This window comes from Streptomyces fodineus (genome assembly GCF_001735805.1).
Taxonomy (GTDB): Bacteria; Actinomycetota; Actinomycetes; order Streptomycetales; family Streptomycetaceae; genus Streptomyces; species Streptomyces fodineus.
This window is the reverse complement of sequence record NZ_CP017248.1, coordinates 270,764-288,618: the sequence shown is the minus strand read 5'-3', so window position 1 is coordinate 288,618 and position 17,855 is coordinate 270,764. Positions and strand designations below refer to the sequence as shown.

Here is a 17,855-nt window from a genome sequence, read left to right as displayed (position 1 = left end):
ATCAGTGTGTGACAAGCAAATCTGCGCAGCCCGGCCGCGCGAGGTACGTTCTGTTCGATGTCGATGGCACGTTGATCGACGCAGTGGGCAACCAGCGCCGGGTGTGGCGAGCGTGGGCGGAGCGCTACGGGCTGGACCCGGACGAGGTCTACCAGGTGGCCCTGCGGACCAGGCCCACGGAAACCTTCGCGCAGGTCGCCGCGGCCCACGATCCGCACGAGTGCCTGTCCGCGCTGCACGAGCTGGAGGACGAGGACGTCCGGTCCGGCCTCTACGCGGCCTTCGAGGGTGCGGCAGAGGTGTTGCGCGGCCTGCCGCCGGGTTCCTGGGCACTGGTGACCTCGAACTACGAGCACCGGGTACGCGGCCGTTTCCTGCGCACGGGCCTGCCGGCGCCGGGCCTGATCGTGGACGCAGCCGCTGTTGAGGAGGGCAAGCCCTCTCCCGTTCCGTATCTGCGGGCCGCTGCGCGACTGGGGGCCGAGCCGGAAGACTGCCTGGTCATCGAGGACGCTCCGTCCGGAGTGCAGTCCGGGCTGCGTGCCGGTATGACGGTGTGGGGCGTGAACGCCGCTGCCGCAGTGGAGGGCGTGCACCGCCACTTCGAGAGCCTGCGCGAAGCAGTCCCGCACATCCTGGCCTTCGCGTCCGGATCCTCCGGCAACGCCGTCGCCTCAGACCGTCCGCCGGCTCTGGACATCACTGTGGCGACATCCCCCGGCGCTGTTGGGGCTCTTTGAACTATCAGGGAACACCAACAGCGCCTATGAGTGACGGCATTGGGGGACGGTCGGCCGCCGCCGGCAGATCAGCGCGCAGCCGAGGCTGAGCAGAGCTTCATGGATGTCGTCGCGTATCTCCCAGCGGATGTGCAGGCGGCGAAAGTGGTGCAGGAGCGCGAAGGCACGCTCGACGACCCGCCGCTGGGCGGCCAGGCCAGAGCCGTGCTCGGTGTTTGAGGCGGGCGATCAGTGGCCGGATGCCCAGGTCACGGACCAGGCGCAATGAGGCTCTGACGTGCGAAGAGTCCACCGCCGCGCGGGAGAAGTCCAGGGCGCCGGCACCCGCAGCTTCGCCAGCATGACCTCGTGCAACTGCTGCCATACGTCGGCCCCATGCCACTCGGCCTGACGTTGTCATGAGGTCATCCCAGAGCCGTTGCCAGTTCTTGGGGCAGATGCTCCCAGGAGGTTCCATGGTTGGCGGTGGCTCGGCACCCGGATGGCTCGTTGAGCTGTGCGTGGTGGGGGTCGCACACGCGGAGAAGGCGATCGAGGCGTTCGAGAAGACCTACGGCGCCAAGTGGCCCATGGCCGTCGCGAAGATCGCCGGCGACCAGGAGGAGCTGCTGGCGTTCTACGATTTCCCAGCCGCACACTGGATCCATCTGCGGACCACGAACCCCATCGAGTCCATGTTCTCCACAGGTCAAGCTCCGCACCAAGGTCACCCGCGGTGCCGGCAGCCCGGCCGCAGCCCTCGCGATGGTGTTCAAGCTCGTCGAGTCCGCCCAGGCCCGCTGGCGAGCGATCGCCGGAGCCCGTCTGTTCTCCCTGGTCCGCGCGGGCGTGAGATTCGAGAATGGTCAGCTCGTGGAACGAGAGAAGCTCGCGGCTTGATGACCACCCTGGAATCCCCGCCGGCGAGGGAACTCGACCAACTCGACGAACTCGCGCAAGCAGCCACCCCAGGCCCTCGGTACGTCCGCAGCCGCTCACCCCGCATTCGGTGATCCAGTGGCGGACGCTCTGAGCGCGGCGGCCCGACTCCGTTCTCCGGCGCTGGGCGCTGCGAGCGCCAACGTGCGGTGCGTACGCCGGAACATGCTGCGGGCCATGAAGGGGTGTACGCGCTTGACCACACCCCAGTAAAGGCGCGCTCGCAGGCCGTCGACCTTCACGGCCGTGCTGAGGGTGACGTAACGCTCATCGATGAGGATCGAGGCGCGAGCCGTCAGACCCGCCGTGTTCACGTCCAGGAGCAGTTCGCCGCCGGCTTGGGCGAGGACCGGGAAGGCGTCGCGCAGGATGCCCGTCCAGGCCGCTGGGTCACGCGGCAGGCCCGGCAGGAGTTCCATCCGGTACGCGTCCTCGTAGTCGGTACGGTCGAGGGACGTGCGGATCAGCTGGGCCGCCGCCGGACTGGCGACGGCTTGGGGCCGGGCCCAGCCGAGCCGGTGGAGCAGCCGCACCCACGGTGACCAGCGCATGGGGCGGGCAACGCCGTGAGCCGCCGCACGCTCGATGTTGTCGAAGATCTCCTCGATCATTGTGTCGTGTATGTGCCGTATGACGCAGGCCCACTGGAGCCGGAAGAAGCCGCGCGTTTCGCACTCGAGAACATGGCGTACACAGCAGCGTTCGGCACCGAGCGGTGCGACCGTCAGCTCGTGGTATCCGTCGAGGCCGCCGCCCGGAGGGGTGTCGAAGCGGACGCGACGCCCTGGTTCGTACGCCGTGACGTGGTAGCGGATCCGGCCGTGACCGCCGTCCGCACTCACGGCGAGTGGGCCGTCGAGGCACATACGCGGCCAGGCCGGGGTCGGGAAGATCGGGTCGTCCGCGGCGGAGAGACGGTCGAGCAGGGCGCCGACAGCCGCCGCGGGGGCGTCGATCACACGCTCGTGGACATTGCGTACCGCAGTCATCGCCTACCTCCATACGCTAGCGTATGGTTGACCATACGGTAGCGTATGGTCATGGCGCAACGACAGGACAGGAAACCTCGGTTGACCGCCCAGGACTGGGCGGACGCCGCGCTCACCGCGATCGGTGAGGGCGGTATCGCGGCCGTCGCGGTGGAACCCCTGGCGGCCCGGCTCGGCACCACCAAGGGCAGCTTCTACTGGCACTTCGCCAACCGTGACGCGCTCATCGAGGCCGCTCTCGACCGCTGGGCACAGATCAACACCGAGGGCACCATCAGCGAGGTCGAAGCGGAACCAGACCCCAGGAAGCGGATCCAACTGCTCTTCGCCGCAGCCATCACGTCGGCCACGGCCGACCCGCTCGAGGTCGCATTGCTCGCCACCGCGACGCAACCCCAGGTCGCGGCGGCCCTGCGCCGGGTGACCGAGCGCAGGGTGGCATACCTCGCCCAGCTCTTCGCCGACCTCGGCTTCCCCGAACCGGAGGCCCGCCGGCGCGGACTGCTCGCATACACCGTCTACCTGGGCCACGCCCAACTCGGCCACGCGGTGCCCTCGATGCTGCCCCCAGAGGAAGACGGGGAGTTCCACACATATCTCAACGAGGCACTCGAGGTGCTGATGACCCGCTGAGGGGCACGACGGACACGGCCCCTCCGGAAGCTCGGCCATCGCGAGATCATGGCCGCGACTCTGATCCAGCGCCCTCGCTACGTCGACACCGTTGACGAGTGGTGGGACGAGAACGTGCAGTTCATCGCTGCCGCCCGGGAAGCTGTCCCTCGGCTCATCGCGGAGATCAGGCGTCTACGCAGCCGGAGGCCGGCCTATCCGAACGGAGATCAAGAAGGGTGAACTGATCCCCAACCATTGACAATTGATCTGGCCCGGTTGCTGGCCGCGCTGGTGAATCTGCGCCATGACATCACTCATAACGTGCTGGCCTGCTGGTTCGGGGTGGACTGTCCCACCATCACCCGCGCCACCGGTGAAGTGCGGCTCCTACTGGCGCAACTGCCCGAAGTTCCCCCGCGCCCGCGGCGGCAGAGCGGTGGACATGGCTGGTTGTCTGCGCCCGCACCCGACTTCGCCTTGCCCGGCCTCGGCTGCGGATCTCCGCTGTCCTTGGGAGAAGCCGGCCGAGCCCGGCCGGCTCACCTCCGCTCGGGTTCGCCGGGCCCCTGGCCGGTCGCGTCGCGGTCGTCACCGGCGCCTCCAGTGGCATCGGTGAGGCCTCCGCCGAGAAACTGGCGCTTCTGGGTGCCCGCGTCGTCGTCCTGGCGCGGCGTGCCGACCGGCTGGCGGACCTCGTCGCCCGCATCGAGAAGAATGACGGTGGCGCGGTGGCGATGGCTGCTGACGTAACCGACGCCGCCGCTCTGCAGCGCGCCGCTGACCGGGTGGAGGCCGAATTCGGCGGCGCCGACCTGCTCCTGAACAACGCCGGCGTCATGCTGCCCGCTCCGATCGAGGAGCTGGCGACGGGCCAGTGGCAGCATCAGATCGACCTGAACATCACCGGTTTGATGAATGCGATCGGCGCGTTCACCCCGCAGTTGGTCAAGGGCGCTGCCGAGCGCGGTGTGGCCGACCTGATCAACACTTCGTCGATCGCGGCGCAGAACATCTTCCCGAACTTCGCGGTCTACTCAGGCACGAAGGCGTAGGTCACCCATCTCTCCCGTCACCTGCGGGCCGAGCTGGGCGCGAAGAACGTGCGCGTCTCGGCGATCGAGCCGGGCATCGTCGGCACCGAGTTGCAGAGCCATGTCACTGACCCTGGCGCCCGCAACTGGCTGGCGGGCTCCAGGCAGACCATGGAGTGGCTCACGGCGCAGGACATCGCAGAGACCGTTGGCTTCATTGCCACGCTGCCGCCGCGGGTGAACCTCCAGCAGGTCACCATCATGCCCACCGGCCAGGCCGCCTGACCGGCGGTTCACCGGGGCGGGCCCGTTGCCGGGGCGGCCCGCACACCCGCGGGACGCCACCAACTTCCGCCGGTGCATGGGGGGCAGCCGAATGCCTGGCCTCACCGTGCAGGACAGCGCGGCTCTGCCGGGAAGACAAGCCGGGCAGCTCTCGGGCCGGCCCGAGCACCTGGTGGGGAGATGCAGATATCGCCATCACCAAAACGTTTGCGCCGGCTCGGCTGCGCCCGTCTTTCCCGCCTGCGCCTTCCTGGCCCGCATGAGCGCGAGTTGATGGCTATGTTCGTGGTGCTTGGCGGGTTCGGGCACTTCCTCCATAGCCGTCTGCTGGTCCCTCCCCGTGGTCCGTTCGCCCCATTGCCCTGGGCACTGCTCGCCTTTCACAGCCGGGTCTGGTCGACCAGCTGCGAGTCCTCACCTGTTCGGCGGCCTGGCGTCCAAGCGGAATCCCGGCGCATCCGGGGGGGTGCCTCTATGTCTTTCGTCAAGCGAGGCGTGGGGTTCTGGGTTCGTAGAAGGTGCCGTCGCGGAGCATGGCGAACAGCACGTTGATCCGCTGGCGGGCCAGACGGAGGAGGGCCTGGGTGTGGGTCTTCCCGCGGGCCCGGCATCGGTCGTAGTAGGTGCGGGAGGCGGGATCGTGCAGGGCGGCGAACGCGGACAGGAACATCGCCCGCTTGAGTTGCCGGTTGCCGCCTCTGGGCGCGTGTTCGCCGTGGATCGAGGTTCCCGATGACTTGGTGGTCGGGGCGAGGCCGGCGTAGGAGGCCAGGTGGGCGGCGGTGGGGAAGCTGGTGCCGTCGCCGACGGTGACCAGCAAGGTGGCGGCGGTCCTGACCGCGACCCCCGGAATCGAGGTCAGGACCGCGGAAAGAGGGTGAGCCTCCAGCAGCTGTCCGATCTGTGCTTCCAGGGCTCGTCGCTGTTCGTGGACGGCCGCGAGCGAGCGGGCCAGGGAGGGGATCACGAGGTCGAGGGTGCCGGTGCCCGGGACCACGACGGTCTGCTCGTCGAGCGCGTCGAAGACCTCGTCGATCAGCCGGGCGGCCATGCGCGGGGCCTTGGGCCGGATCACCTCAACGAGCTTGCGGCGACCGGCCTTTCGCAGGCTGGCTGGGGATCCGTAGCGTTCCAGCAGCCAGGTCACGGCGGGGTGGTCCAGGCGCGGGCCGAGGACGCGTTCCAGGCTGGGGTGGAACTGGGTGAGCAGGCCGCGTATCCGGTTGGAGGTGCGGGTCGCCTCGGCCGCCAGGTCCTGGTCGAAGCCCACCAGCACGGTCAGCTCGGCGGTGATCTCGTCGGTCAGCTGGAGCGAGCGCAGGGTGTGCGGCATGGTCCGGGCCGCGTCCGCGATTACCGCGGCGTCCTTCGCGTCGGTTTTTGCCTCGCCCGGGTAGAGATCGGCGATCCGCCGCATGGACAGGCCGGGCAGGTAGGCGACCTTGCAGCCGGCGTCCCGGGCGACCGTGAGCGGGAGTGCTCCGATGGAGGCGGGCTGGTCCACGATCACCAGCACGGTGCCGAACTTCGCGGCCAGCTTGTCGAAGACGGCCCGCAGCTTCGGCTCGCTGTTGGGCAGCTGCTTGTCGAAGACCTTCTTGCCGGCCGGGGTCAGCCCGTGCCCGTGATGGGCGCTCTTGCCGACGTCCAGGCCGAGGAAGACGCCCACGTCGTCGATGTCGTCCAACCCATCCTCCAGAGGGGGGTTCGTGCGGTGCTGGCCAGGGCGTTGGCGTCGTATGCGCGCATCCACGTTATGCAGACCTGCCGCCCGCAAGCGGCCGGGCGTTGCGCCGGGCCAGGCGGTAGTCGGACCTCTCATCAGCGTCTCCAACGGCGCCTCTCGGGCCCGGTGGCACCACCCCCCAGGTCATGCTTTCGACAGGGGGGACCAGCCATGCCGGGCCCGGAGGCCAGCGGTCCTCTTGCAGGACCGCGAAGAAGATAACGGGGGGGGGTGCCTCTATGTCTTTCGTCAAGCGAGGCGTGGGGTTCTGGGTTCGTAGAAGGTGCCGTCGCGGAGCATGGCGAACAGCACGTTGATCCGCTGGCGGGCCAGACGGAGGAGGGCCTGGGTGTGGGTCTTCCCGCGGGCCCGGCATCGGTCGTAGTAGGTGCGGGAGGCGGGATCGTGCAGGGCGGCGAACGCGGACAGGAACATCGCCCGCTTGAGTTGCCGGTTGCCGCCTCTGGGCGCGTGTTCGCCGTGGATCGAGGTTCCCGATGACTTGGTGGTCGGGGCGAGGCCGGCGTAGGAGGCCAGGTGGGCGGCGGTGGGGAAGCTGGTGCCGTCGCCGACGGTGACCAGCAAGGTGGCGGCGGTCCTGACCGCGACCCCCGGAATCGAGGTCAGGACCGCGGAAAGAGGGTGAGCCTCCAGCAGCTGTCCGATCTGTGCTTCCAGGGCTCGTCGCTGTTCGTGGACGGCCGCGAGCGAGCGGGCCAGGGAGGGGATCACGAGGTCGAGGGTGCCGGTGCCCGGGACCACGACGGTCTGCTCGTCGAGCGCGTCGAAGACCTCGTCGATCAGCCGGGCGGCCATGCGCGGGGCCTTGGGCCGGATCACCTCAACGAGCTTGCGGCGACCGGCCTTTCGCAGGCTGGCTGGGGATCCGTAGCGTTCCAGCAGCCAGGTCACGGCGGGGTGGTCCAGGCGCGGGCCGAGGACGCGTTCCAGGCTGGGGTGGAACTGGGTGAGCAGGCCGCGTATCCGGTTGGAGGTGCGGGTCGCCTCGGCCGCCAGGTCCTGGTCGAAGCCCACCAGCACGGTCAGCTCGGCGGTGATCTCGTCGGTCAGCTGGAGCGAGCGCAGGGTGTGCGGCATGGTCCGGGCCGCGTCCGCGATTACCGCGGCGTCCTTCGCGTCGGTTTTTGCCTCGCCCGGGTAGAGATCGGCGATCCGCCGCATGGACAGGCCGGGCAGGTAGGCGACCTTGCAGCCGGCGTCCCGGGCGACCGTGAGCGGGAGTGCTCCGATGGAGGCGGGCTGGTCCACGATCACCAGCACGGTGCCGAACTTCGCGGCCAGCTTGTCGAAGACGGCCCGCAGCTTCGGCTCGCTGTTGGGCAGCTGCTTGTCGAAGACCTTCTTGCCGGCCGGGGTCAGCCCGTGCCCGTGATGGGCGCTCTTGCCGACGTCCAGGCCGAGGAAGACGCCCACGTCGTCGATGTCGTCCAACCCATCCTCCAGAGGGGGGTTCGTGCGGTGCTGGCCAGGGCGTTGGCGTCGTATGCGCGCATCCACGTTATGCAGACCTGCCGCCCGCAAGCGGCCGGGCGTTGCGCCGGGCCAGGCGGTAGTCGGACCTCTCATCAGCGTCTCCAACGGCGCCTCTCGGGCCCGGTGGCACCACCCCCCAGGTCATGCTTTCGACAGGGGGGACCAGCCATGCCGGGCCCGGAGGCCAGCGGTCCTCTTGCAGGACCGCGAAGAAGATAACGGGGGGGGCTTGCTGCGCATCGTTGCACCGCTGGTGGGCGCAGCTCTGGACCGCTTCCTGCACGCCACGTACCGAAGACCTTCCCCGGTCTCGCGGCCAGCGAGGTGTCGGGATCACCTGCGCTCGCGCGAAGAGCACATTTACCGGCACACCAAGGCGGCCGGGTACATCGGATCACCTACGCCCGGGCGGAGGTGATCCGGTGCTGGGCGTGTGCGGCGGTCGCGGGCGCTCGTTCTCTGCGCTAACTGCTCGTCGACTCCTGTGCGATGCCACGCACTTCTTCCCGCGTGCGCAGCCGGCCGCGAGCGGCGAGCCTCTCCAGCCGGTGCTGCTCCCTGGCCGCCCAGTTCTCCACCCGTGCCGGGTCCAGCGGCCCTCCGTGGCCGACGTGCAGCGTGGTCGGCTTGAGGGCGAGCGTCGCTCGCAGGCTGGCCAGGTTGCCGGCCGGGTCGTCGTGGAAGGGCGGGTTGGCCGGTCTTCGGTGGGCCATGCCGAGGAACGAGGTGGCGACCAGGTCACCCGCGACGAGATCGCCCTCATCCGTGAGCACCGATATCGAGCCGGCGGTGTGCCCTGGGGTGGGCATGATCCGGGCGTTGACGCCGTGCTCGTACAGCGTGGTGGGCCCGTCGACCAGCAGGTCCGGCCGGAACGGTTCCGCGTGCTCATGGAAGGCGTCCAGCCGGTCCAGGAAGCGGCCGAACCGTCCGGTGGGAAGGTAAGGCTCCCGGATCCGGCCGGTTGTGTAGGGCCCGAGATCCGCGACGTGCGCGACCACCGGAGCTCCGGTGGCCAGGCGTAGTTCCGCGGCGGATCCGAAGTGGTCGATGTGGGCGTGGGTGATGACGATCGCCGAGACGTTGCCGGGCTCGATGCCGTGCTCGGCGATCCGCGCCAGGATTTTCGCGCCGCTGCCCGGGATACCGGTGTCGACCAGAACGGCCCGACGGCCCAGCAACAGAAAGGCGTTGACGTTCCGTTTGCCCATGGCCGGTACCGGGATGACTGTGGTGTGTGCCATGACTTCGACGCTATGTCAGCATGGCTGAGCCGTTCCATGCTCATCTGACCCAGATTCCTAGCTGTTCGTCTCATCGCCTGTAGTGTCCGGGTATGGATGTCCTCGCCGATGTGCTGTCCGCCACGAAGATCGGCGGCACCGTCACCGCCAGGGTGCATGCCACCGGGCCGTGGGGGATCGAATTCCCGCACCTGCCCTCGGCCGTCTTTCACCACATCGCCCAGGGCACCTGCTGGCTGCGCCGCCCGGGCGCCGAACCACTTCCCCTGACGGCGGGCGACCTCGTCCTGCTCCCGGCCGGCAGCGGCCACGCGATGGCGAGTGACCCGACGGGCCCGACGATCCGGTTCGAAGACGTCACCCAGGCCGATCGCAGCGGGCCGGGCGCACCGATCGACTTCCCCGGCCCCGGCGCCGACCCTGGACCGCAGACCCGCGTCGTCTGTGGCGGCTACCGCTTCGATACCCACGCCTCCCACCCGCTGCTGACCCTGCCACCGGTGCTGCTGTTGCGGGCCGACCCCTCGGCGCGCCGGTGCGACCTCACCGAGACGCTGCGCATGCTGACCGCTGAACTGGCCGACCAGGCACCGGGCTTACAGACCATCACGACCGGCTGGTCGACGTCCTCTTCGTCCACATCCTGCGCCAGTGGGCGGCCTCGCGGGATGCCCCGGACCGCAGCGCCAGCTGGTGGGCGGCCTTGCGCGATCCCGAAGTCGCCGCCGCGATCTCCCTCATCCACGAAGAGCCCGGGCGCACATGGACCGTGGACACCCTGGCTCGCGAAGTCGGCGTCTCCCGGGCCACTCTGTCCCGCCGCTTCACCCGTCTCGTCGGCGAACCCCCACTGGCCTACCTCACACGTTGGCGCCTGGAGATCGCCGCACGAAGGCTCCGAGAGACCAATGATTCCGTCACCCGCATCGCCAACACCGTCGGCTACACCTCGCAGTTCGCCTTCTCCCGCGCATTCACCCGCCACCGAGGCACCCCACCCACCCGCTACCGGGCCACCCACTGGCATTAACGGGGCAGTGAGCAGGCGCTGGTGATGCTCGGTGACCGCCTCGATCGGGGGCGTACGTGGTTCGGACGGGGGACCGGTCACATCTGGCGGCAGTACCGCTCGTGGGGGTGTCCCTGACGTCGGGAGACGTGCCTGGTGTCGGGCTGACGCCGGGCTGCTAGGGGAGCGACAGCTTGCTCCGAGTGGTCTGGTTGGCCTGCGCGAGCACTGAGTTCCCCGCCGGCTGGGCGACGTTGGCCAGTACCTCGGGCTTCCTGGCCCGGAGTTCCTGGGGGCGCGGACCTCATTGCGGATGATCGCTGCCTTGGCAGCCAAGGCAGCAAGGTCGAATTAGGCAGGAAACCTGTCGAGGTCCTCCACGGTCTGGTTTTCGTCGACAACGGCCGATCCGTCTACTCGCGGGCCGTGACCGCGCTGAGTAAGGTTCCGTACACCTCGGTCACCGCTACCACAGGCTCCGAAGTCTCCGACTTTCGGTCGACGGGCTGAGAGGTAGCGAATGCGGAAACGCCGTTCTCTACCCGGTCGGATGGCATCGACGCGATGTTCGGATCGGGCTTCGTGTGATCGGACTCAGTAAAGGTCCCCTTTAAACATCGTTGTTGATCGTCCGAGACTACCTGGCACGGGGCGCCGCACCGAGACTCGTGCCGGTAACGCCGCCGCCCAGGATCGCCTCGCCGACCGGCGGTCAGCCCCGGAAGAGGGCCGATGAGCGTTTCAGGTGAGGTCGGAATGTCGGCTGATGGTCGAAGGTCCTTCTGGGCAGCCTCCGGCTGGCGTCTATCGATCTTGTCTCCGACGACCTGTGGGAGCGATACTCCACTGCTGCCAGAGCGGCCGCGCGGGGCTACGACTAACGACAAGTACCGCCACCTGCAACGGAAACGCGGCACAGACCCCTGATCGCCCGACGCGGCGTTGCCCACGGCTCCGGCCTCGGCCGCACCCGCTGGATCGTCGAGCGGACGTTCGCCTGGCTCCATCAGTTTCAAACGACTCCGTGTCCGCTGCGAGCAGCGAGCCGACCTCCACCAGGGACTACTCGAACTCGCCTGCAGCATCATCTGCCTTCGACGGCTCCGGAAGCCACTCTGAAATGATCAGTAAGCCACCAGGGGTCCACAGCCGTCATCCAGGTCACGGCGACGACGGTCGCTCCTGCCCATTTATCAGGTGCATGTCACCAATGATTTGCCAGAGCCGCTGCGCGCGATCGCGGTGCTGGCGCGCCAGGTCGTGGATGCCGGCGGCGGCGTCCAGGTCGCCGATCAGTTGCCAGCACGCGGCCTCGTCGTGGCGGTCGCCGTGCCGGTGGAACAGGTCCGCCGCGCGCTCCAACGCCGGGCTCGCCCGATCCCGGTCGTGCTGGCCGGCGTAGACGCGGCCGACTTCCAGCAGCGTGTACGCGGCGCACCGCTCGTCGGCCAGTTCCTCGAAGGTGGCCAACGCCTGCCACAGGCAGCGCAGCGCCTCGTCCGGATCACCGCGCCGATCGTGCAGCCGGCTGAACCGCCGCAGTACGACCGCCACCCGATGCCCGTCGTCGAGCGCCCTGGCCTGGCGCAAGGCTTCGCTGAACCAGGACTCCGCCTCGTCGAGTTCGCCGTGCATGAGCCGCATCACGGCCATCGAACAGGACAGCTGCGCTTCGAGGTGCTGGTCGCCCTCACCGACCGCCATGGCCAGCGCGTGCTCGACACGTTCGAGGGCTTCGCCGTAACGGCCCTGTACCCGGCTGATTGTGCTCAGCATCGCCATTGACAACGCCTCGCCGCGCTTGTCCCCACCGTCCCGGCACAGTCCGACGGAGGACTCCAGGGCATGGGTAGCCCGGTCGAACTCGTCTCGGTAGATGTGCAGCTGGCCAAGACCGCGCAGCAGCACCGATGTGCCGCGCACGTTGCCGGCGGCTTCGGTCACGCCCAACGCGAGCTGGTGCCCGTGCTGCCAGTCCTGATACAGACACCGGTGGTCGTAGTAGGTCGCCGTGCCGGCCGCCAGCTCCCAGGCCAACTCGTCCAGGCCCCAGTCCACGGCCAGTTTCACCACGCCGAGCAGATTGTCGCTTTCCGCGTCGAACCAGCCGAACGGATCGGCCATCAGCCGGTCCACGACCGCATCGGGCAGAGACCGGCGCGGTGCCGAACCGGGCGCGGCGGCCAGCAGCCCGGCCGCCGGCAACCGGTCGGTGCCGCGCCCGACCAGCTCGAGCCAGGCGGACAGCACCCGGATGATCGCGTCCCGCTTGTCTGTCGCCGGCAGCGGGGCGGCGATCTCCACGGCACAGGTCCTGATCAGATCGTGCAGCCGGTAGCGCGGCTGGCCGACGGCGTCGGTGGCGGTCAGCCGTACCAGGCTGGCATCGACGAGGGTGTCCAGCACCTCCTCTGCGTCCGAGCGGTCCAGCAGCGGGCCGACCACCCAGCCGGGGAGGGTGTAGGGGCCGAGCAGGCCCAGCAGGCTCAGTGCGCGCACCGCGTCGGACGGCAGCAGCCGCAAGCTCAGTTCGACGCTGGCTCGTACGCTGAGATCCCCGATCCTCAGCTCGGCCAGCCGCCGGGACTCATCCTCGATCCGTTCCCGCAGCACCCGCAGCGACCACGCCGGGCGGCCGGTGAGCTTGGCGCCGGCGATCCGGATCGCCAGCGGCAGGTTGCCGCAGCAGTCGAGGATCGCCTCTGCCTCCGCCGGCTCCCGCTCGACCCGCCGCCGCCCGACGATGCCGGTGAACAACTCGCTCGCCTCTGCCGGGCTCAGCACGTCCAGGTCGATGTGCCGGGCGCCGGGAAGTTGCGTCAGCAGAGTGCGACTGGTGATCAACACGGCACAGCCGTCGGCCCCGGGCAGCAACGGCAGCACTTGACCGGCGTGACCGGCATCGTCCAGCACGACCAGCATCCGGCGGTCCGCCAGCAACGACCGGTACAGCGCGGCCCGTTCGGACAGGCCGTTCGGGATCGCGCTGCCGGCGATCGACAGTGCGCGCAGCGCCTCGGTCAGCATCAGCGCCGGGTCCCGCGGCTCGTCTGATGTCCCGGCGAGGTTGAGGTAGAGCTGGCCGTCGGGGAAGGCGGCGCTCGCCAGCCGCGCGGCGTGCGTCACCAGAGAGGACTTGCCGACACCGGGACCACCCACGATGACGGCCACTGGGGCCCGGTTCGGCGCCGACCCGTCGAGTAATCGGGCGATTTCGGCCAGCACGTCGGCTCGGCCCAGGAAGTCAGGTACATCCAGCGGCAGTTGGCGCACCGGCATCGCCATAACCGGGTCGGCAGCCGTCGTGCCAGGACTTTCCGGTCGTGTGTCCGGGGGACCGCTCGCCGGCACAGGGGCCGCCAGGACGGGATCGGCGGCCAGGATGCGCAGATGCAGCGCCTGGATCGGCGGGGTGGGATCGACGCCGAGTTCGTCGGCCAGTGTCCGGCGCAGCCGCTCGTACACCTGCAGCGCCTCGCCTTGTCGCCGGCACCGGTAGAGGGCGACCATCAGGTGTTCGGCGACTTGCTCGTCGTAGGGGTGTTCGCGTAGCAGGGCGGTCAGTTCCTCGATGACCTCACGATGACGCCCCAGGTCGAGTTCGATGCTCAGGCACAGTTTGTGCGTGGCCGCGCGCTTCTCGTTCAGGCGTGCCGCATCGAGCTCCAGGACCTGGCTGGAGATGTCGACCAGGGCGTTACCACGCCAGCAGGTCAGCGCGCGCCGCAGCGCGACAGCCGTCTCGAACGGGGTCGTGTGCCGTTCGGCGAGGTGCCGCTCGTGGTCGAACTCCAGTAGGTCGAGCTGATCCGGCGCCAGGTGGATCTGGTAGCCGCCGCGCCGCGTACTGATCAAGGAACCGGGTGCTCCGCACGCGGCGAGGTTGCGGCGCAGCCCGGAGAGGGCGTCCTGGACCTGACGGACCGCGGTGGCGGGTGCGTTCTCGTCCCACATCACGGCGACGAGCCGTTCCATGGCGACGAGGTTGTTGGCGTCGACCAGAAGCGCGGCCAGCATCTTGGCCTGCCGCGGTCCGTCGAGTAGCACCTCGCGCCCGGTGATCTGGGCGTGTAACGGCCCCAGCACGCCGAATCTCATGTTCCCCCCGGCACTTCACGATTAGCGCCGATCCCCTGGTCGACCTCGCACTAGGACGAATCTAGGACGGCCGACGGACCCGTGTCCATAGCGTCACCGTGGGGTGCTCAGCCGTTCCCGCGTAACGAAAGGAACAGCAATGAAACGTTCGGTCAAGGCGGCAATGGCCCCGACGACGGCCGCCGCCGTTGTCACCACGACCGGAATGGCCCTTGCCATGGCCGACCGAAGGGCTGGCAGGACCACGGCTTCCCACCGGGCGAAGAGGCCACGCCCAGCCGAAGCAACACGCCCTTGCGCCACCGGATGAGTCACCGCCATCCCAATCGACGCGGTGCCGGCCACCCGCGTATTCGCCTGGAAACGGTACTTCGCCCAGTCGGTCCGGGCATTGGATCGCTACTTCACCGGTGCGCGAATTGCGGCCGACGCCGAACCTGCACTCGTAACCGAGCTGGAGCAGTCGAAGACTTGGTTGACAGACGTGGCCATCGCCAGCCCTGCAGCCACGAGCAGCGCAGTCGGCCAGCGCAGCGGACTGCACGCAGGGCCAGCCCGGTGACCGACGGGCAGTACTTCCACTACCAAGGACAGGAGGTCGGCTTTGTCCAGCTGATGTGGTTCTCCGGGACGAAATAGGTGTGCACCTGGCTCCACATCGACTCCAGCTTCAGAGCCAACCACTCAGGGTGGAACAACGCCGAGGAGGCCGAAGCGGGTGGGCTCTTCCGGCGAGTTCTACTGATACGGTCCCCATCGTCAGGACCACCAACTCAAGTGCCACAACTTCAGCAACGGCTATGCCAAGCTGAATTCCGGCGCAATGTCCTGCTGCCGAGGTCCCACAGACGCAGACATGCTGCGACAGGCATCTGACGCTCTGACGGACGAACTGCCAGGACGCTCCCGTACCAGGTTCCCATCGTGCCTCCGCTACGCGCCGGCCAGGCACGCGCCGGCAATGCGCGCCACCGTCCCGCGGCCGTATCCCGGGGCCGGGGCAGACGCCTGCCCCGAACCGGCCCGGTTCACTGCCCTGCCCTGAGCAGGCAGCGACCACGAGGGCTGCTGTGGCTCCAAGGCGGAGGCATGCCCGGACCGGCCCATCGGCCGAACCGTCTTCGTGATCTCACCCCGCTTTCCGTTTACCACCGACCAGGAGTGGAAGTTGACTGAAGATCAGCAATTTCAATCGTCGCTATCGCGCCGGCGCATGCTCGCGGCCATTGCGGCCGTGACCGTCGGCACCGGAGTCAAACTCGGGCTCGACCTGGGCAACCCGTCAGCCGCCTCGGCCGCCACCAGACTGGGGCTGGACTTCAATACCTATCCGAATCCGAGCCCATCGACGATCAGAGCAGACGGCTACACCTTCGTCTGCCAGTACCTCGCCGGCCCCGGTGCGCTGACCCGCAGCAGCGCGCTGGCGTTCATCGGCGCCGGGATCGACGTGGTGTGCAACTGGGAAATGGCGCAGTACGCCCCGCTGAACGGCTATTCCCAGGGCGTCAGCGATGCCCAGAAGGCGCAGAGCGCGGCAAGTGCGGCCGGAATGCCGGCAGCCCGGCCGATCTACTTCAGCCTTGACTGGGACGTGCAATCCGGAGATCTTCCAGCGATCGAGAAGTACTTCGACGGAATCGCCTCGGTGATCGGCCGCGACTGCACCGGTGCGTACGGCGGATACTATGCGATCCAGCAGCTGTTCAACAGCTCCAAGATCAAATGGGGCTGGCAGACCTACGCCTGGTCCGGCGGCAACTGGGATTCCCGCTCCCAACTCCGCCAGATCAAAAATGACATACAGGTCGGTGGCACGGGAGTTGACGAAGACCAGGCCGTCGCCGACGATTTTGGCCAGTGGGGCGTCTCGGCTCCCGTTTCGACCGGTAACGGCATCACTTCGGACAGCAGCTGGTCGGTGTACAACCCTGACACGAAGACGATGACCCTGTTCGGCCTCGGGTCCGGCGGCCACCTCGGCCTCACCAAAAGCACGAACGGCGGAGCAAGCTGGAGCAACTGGGCTGAGGCCAACGCGTACTGGCGACTGCAAGGCACACCGAACGCGGTGTACGACGCGGACGCCAAGATGACGATGCTCTTCGCCCGCGGCCAGGCCGACGGCGCCATGGGCATCAGCACCAGCACCAACAACGGCGCCACCTGGTCGAACTGGGCTCAGGTCAACGCGTACTGGAGCAACTTCAAGGGCGACGCCTCGGCGGTGTACAACCCCGACACCAAGAAGGTCACCGTGTTCGCGCGTGGCGGGGACGGCAGGATCGGCTACACGCAGAGCGGCAATGCCGGCGCGAGCTGGTCGAACTGGGCCGAGGTGAACGCGTACTGGAACAACTTCGCCGGCGACCCGCACGTGATCTACAACCCCTACACCAAGAAGATGACGGTCTTTGCGCGTGGCGGGGACGGGAGGATCGGCTACACGCAGAGCGGCAACGACGGGGCCAGTTGGTCGAACTGGGCCGAGGTCAACGCCTACTGGAACAACTTCGCTGGCGACCCGCACGTCGTCCTCAACCCGGACACCAAGAGGATGACCGTGTTCGCGCGTGGCGGGGACGGCAGGATCGGCTACACGCAGAGCGGCAACGACGGGGCCAGCTGGTCGAACTGGGCCGAGGTGAACGCGTACTGGAACAACTTCGCCGGCGACCCGCGTCCGGTGTACAACGCCAGTGCGAAGACGATCTCGCTGCTCGCGCGTGGCGGGGACGGCAGGATCGGCTACAGCCAGAGCGGCAACGACGGGGCCAGTTGGTCGAACTGGGCCGAGGCGAACGCGTACTGGAACAACTTCGTCGGCGACCCGAGTGCGATATACGACCCGGACACCGCACAGAGCACGGTCTTCGCGCTCGGTAGCGGCGGCCACATGGGGTACACCCAAAGCATCAACAGTGTGAGCGGTTGGACGAACTGGGCCGAGGTCAACGCGTACTGGACGTTGATCGGTTCCTGATCGATCAAGCCCGGCGCGGCCGCCCGCACGAATGCAGGCCGAGCCCTCCCCGTGTCCTGCGACTCCGAACCGGGAGTCACAGGGCACGGCGTTTCACAAGTCGTTCCGGTGGCGTGGGCCGGTGACCGGCCTTCTCACCGACCGCGCGCCGGGCCCGGGGCTTCTCAAGACGCCGCGCGAGCACGATCCGGATTGCGTCCTGTTGGACGGGACTCTCACCGAGTGCGACCGCGTCGGCGGCAGCCGGGCGGACGACTCGGCCAAGCATTGCCGGCACGGCGTGAACATCCAGGTCGTCACCGAACCGTCGGCGGGGTGCTGTCGATCTCGCCCGCGCTGCCGGGCCGCACCCACGACCTGACCGCACCTCGAGCCCACGAGATCATCCGCATCTGCGAGCGACAAGGCGTCCCGATCCTCGCCGACCGCGCCTACCAGGGCGCCAGCCCCTGGGCCACCACCGGACTCAAACGCCCACCGAGCAATGAACTCACCCTCACCCAGCGCACCGTCAACCGCGCACTCTCCCAGCCCAGAGCCCCAGTCGAACGCGGCATGGCCCCTGAGTCCCGGCAGATCTTCCGCAGATCCCGCATCAGCCCCAACCGCATCTTCGTCATCACCAAGGCCGTCCTCACCCTGGGGAGGCAACGTTGAAGGGTCGGGGACTGGCTCGGTGGCGGCGTACCTCCGCTCCGTTTCCAGTCCCCGCCGCTTCGAAGC

The 17,855-nt window shown here is 68.5% G+C and carries 9 protein-coding genes and 7 pseudogenes; 11 read left to right on the top strand and 5 right to left on the bottom strand.

The window, feature by feature from the left end; translation table 11 throughout:
• The first annotated feature begins 8 nt into the window (after positions 1-8).
• Together BFF78_RS01230 and BFF78_RS42395 are read left to right on the top strand one after the other, a co-directional pair.
• Positions 9-740, top strand: coding sequence for an HAD family hydrolase (locus tag BFF78_RS01230; RefSeq protein ID WP_079161089.1), 732 nt, complete (start codon positions 9-11; stop codon positions 738-740).
• Positions 741-1,258: 518 nt separating this feature from the next.
• A pseudogene (locus BFF78_RS42395) lies at positions 1,259-1,619 on the top strand (transposase); the annotation flags it as partial.
• 95 nt (positions 1,620-1,714) lie between these two features.
• Here the strand turns inward: BFF78_RS42395 and BFF78_RS01215 are convergent.
• On the bottom strand, positions 1,715-2,647 hold the full coding sequence (locus BFF78_RS01215; protein ID WP_069776537.1) for a DUF2867 domain-containing protein: 933 nt from the start codon (positions 2,645-2,647) through the stop codon (positions 1,715-1,717).
• A 45-nt stretch (positions 2,648-2,692) separates the two neighbouring features.
• Between BFF78_RS01215 and BFF78_RS01210 the strand changes: the two genes are divergently transcribed.
• The 4 genes and pseudogenes from BFF78_RS01210 (at position 2,693) to BFF78_RS01200 (ending at position 4,578) form a co-directional block, all read left to right on the top strand.
• Positions 2,693-3,280: a TetR/AcrR family transcriptional regulator gene (locus BFF78_RS01210; protein ID WP_069776536.1), complete on the top strand. Its 588-nt coding sequence runs from the start codon at positions 2,693-2,695 to the stop codon at positions 3,278-3,280.
• Between the two features lie 237 nt (positions 3,281-3,517).
• Positions 3,518-3,652: pseudogene (locus tag BFF78_RS49610) on the top strand (transposase family protein); the annotation flags it as partial.
• A 29-nt stretch (positions 3,653-3,681) separates the two neighbouring features.
• Positions 3,682-3,824: pseudogene (locus tag BFF78_RS49605) on the top strand (NF041680 family putative transposase); the annotation flags it as partial.
• Between the two features lie 4 nt (positions 3,825-3,828).
• Positions 3,829-4,578: pseudogene (locus BFF78_RS01200) on the top strand (SDR family oxidoreductase).
• Between the two features lie 484 nt (positions 4,579-5,062).
• On the opposite strand, the gene BFF78_RS01195 reads toward BFF78_RS01200, so the two are convergent.
• The 3 genes from BFF78_RS01195 to BFF78_RS01185 all read right to left on the bottom strand — a co-directional run bounded on the left by BFF78_RS01195 (position 5,063) and on the right by BFF78_RS01185 (position 9,042).
• Positions 5,063-6,265 carry an IS110 family RNA-guided transposase gene (locus BFF78_RS01195; RefSeq protein WP_069776535.1) on the bottom strand — a complete coding sequence of 401 codons (1,203 nt, stop codon included), beginning with the start codon at positions 6,263-6,265 and terminating at the stop codon, positions 5,063-5,065.
• A 288-nt stretch (positions 6,266-6,553) separates the two neighbouring features.
• Positions 6,554-7,756: an IS110 family RNA-guided transposase gene (locus tag BFF78_RS01190; RefSeq protein ID WP_069776535.1), complete on the bottom strand. Its 1,203-nt coding sequence runs from the start codon at positions 7,754-7,756 to the stop codon at positions 6,554-6,556.
• A 506-nt stretch (positions 7,757-8,262) separates the two neighbouring features.
• Entirely contained in the window at positions 8,263-9,042 is a 780-nt protein-coding gene (locus BFF78_RS01185) for an MBL fold metallo-hydrolase (RefSeq protein ID WP_069776534.1), read from the bottom strand.
• A 92-nt stretch (positions 9,043-9,134) separates the two neighbouring features.
• Here BFF78_RS01185 and BFF78_RS49970 point away from each other — a divergent pair.
• The 3 genes and pseudogenes from BFF78_RS49970 to BFF78_RS46690 form a co-directional block, all read left to right on the top strand.
• Positions 9,135-9,641 (top strand): annotated as a pseudogene (locus BFF78_RS49970) (cupin domain-containing protein); the annotation flags it as partial.
• A gap of 104 nt (positions 9,642-9,745) precedes the next feature.
• A complete protein-coding gene (locus BFF78_RS42380) occupies positions 9,746-10,072 on the top strand; it encodes a helix-turn-helix domain-containing protein (protein ID WP_159032917.1) in 327 nt (108 codons plus the stop codon).
• Between the two features lie 839 nt (positions 10,073-10,911).
• A pseudogene (locus tag BFF78_RS46690) lies at positions 10,912-11,170 on the top strand (transposase); the annotation flags it as partial.
• Between the two features lie 42 nt (positions 11,171-11,212).
• Here BFF78_RS46690 and BFF78_RS01175 read toward each other — a convergent pair.
• Positions 11,213-14,137 (bottom strand): AfsR/SARP family transcriptional regulator, encoded by a 2,925-nt coding sequence (locus BFF78_RS01175; protein ID WP_069776533.1) that lies wholly within the window; start codon positions 14,135-14,137, stop codon positions 11,213-11,215.
• 1,180 nt (positions 14,138-15,317) lie between these two features.
• On the opposite strand from BFF78_RS01175, the gene BFF78_RS01170 reads away from it, so the two are divergent.
• Positions 15,318-17,132 (top strand): glycoside hydrolase domain-containing protein, encoded by a 1,815-nt coding sequence (locus tag BFF78_RS01170; RefSeq protein WP_159032916.1) that lies wholly within the window; start codon positions 15,318-15,320, stop codon positions 17,130-17,132.
• A 121-nt stretch (positions 17,133-17,253) separates the two neighbouring features.
• Positions 17,254-17,789 (top strand): annotated as a pseudogene (locus tag BFF78_RS01165) (transposase family protein); the annotation flags it as partial.
• Between the last annotated feature and the right edge of the window lie 66 nt (positions 17,790-17,855).

Excerpts from the sequence above, each read along its gene's own strand:
- BFF78_RS01215 (WP_069776537.1), bottom strand. The coding sequence starts at position 2,647 with ATGACTGCGGTACGCAATGTCCACGAGCGTGTGATCGACGCCCCCGCG.
- BFF78_RS01210 (WP_069776536.1), top strand. The coding sequence starts at position 2,693 with ATGGTCATGGCGCAACGACAGGACAGGAAACCTCGGTTGACCGCCCAG.
- BFF78_RS01185 (WP_069776534.1), bottom strand. The coding sequence starts at position 9,042 with ATGGCACACACCACAGTCATCCCGGTACCGGCCATGGGCAAACGGAAC.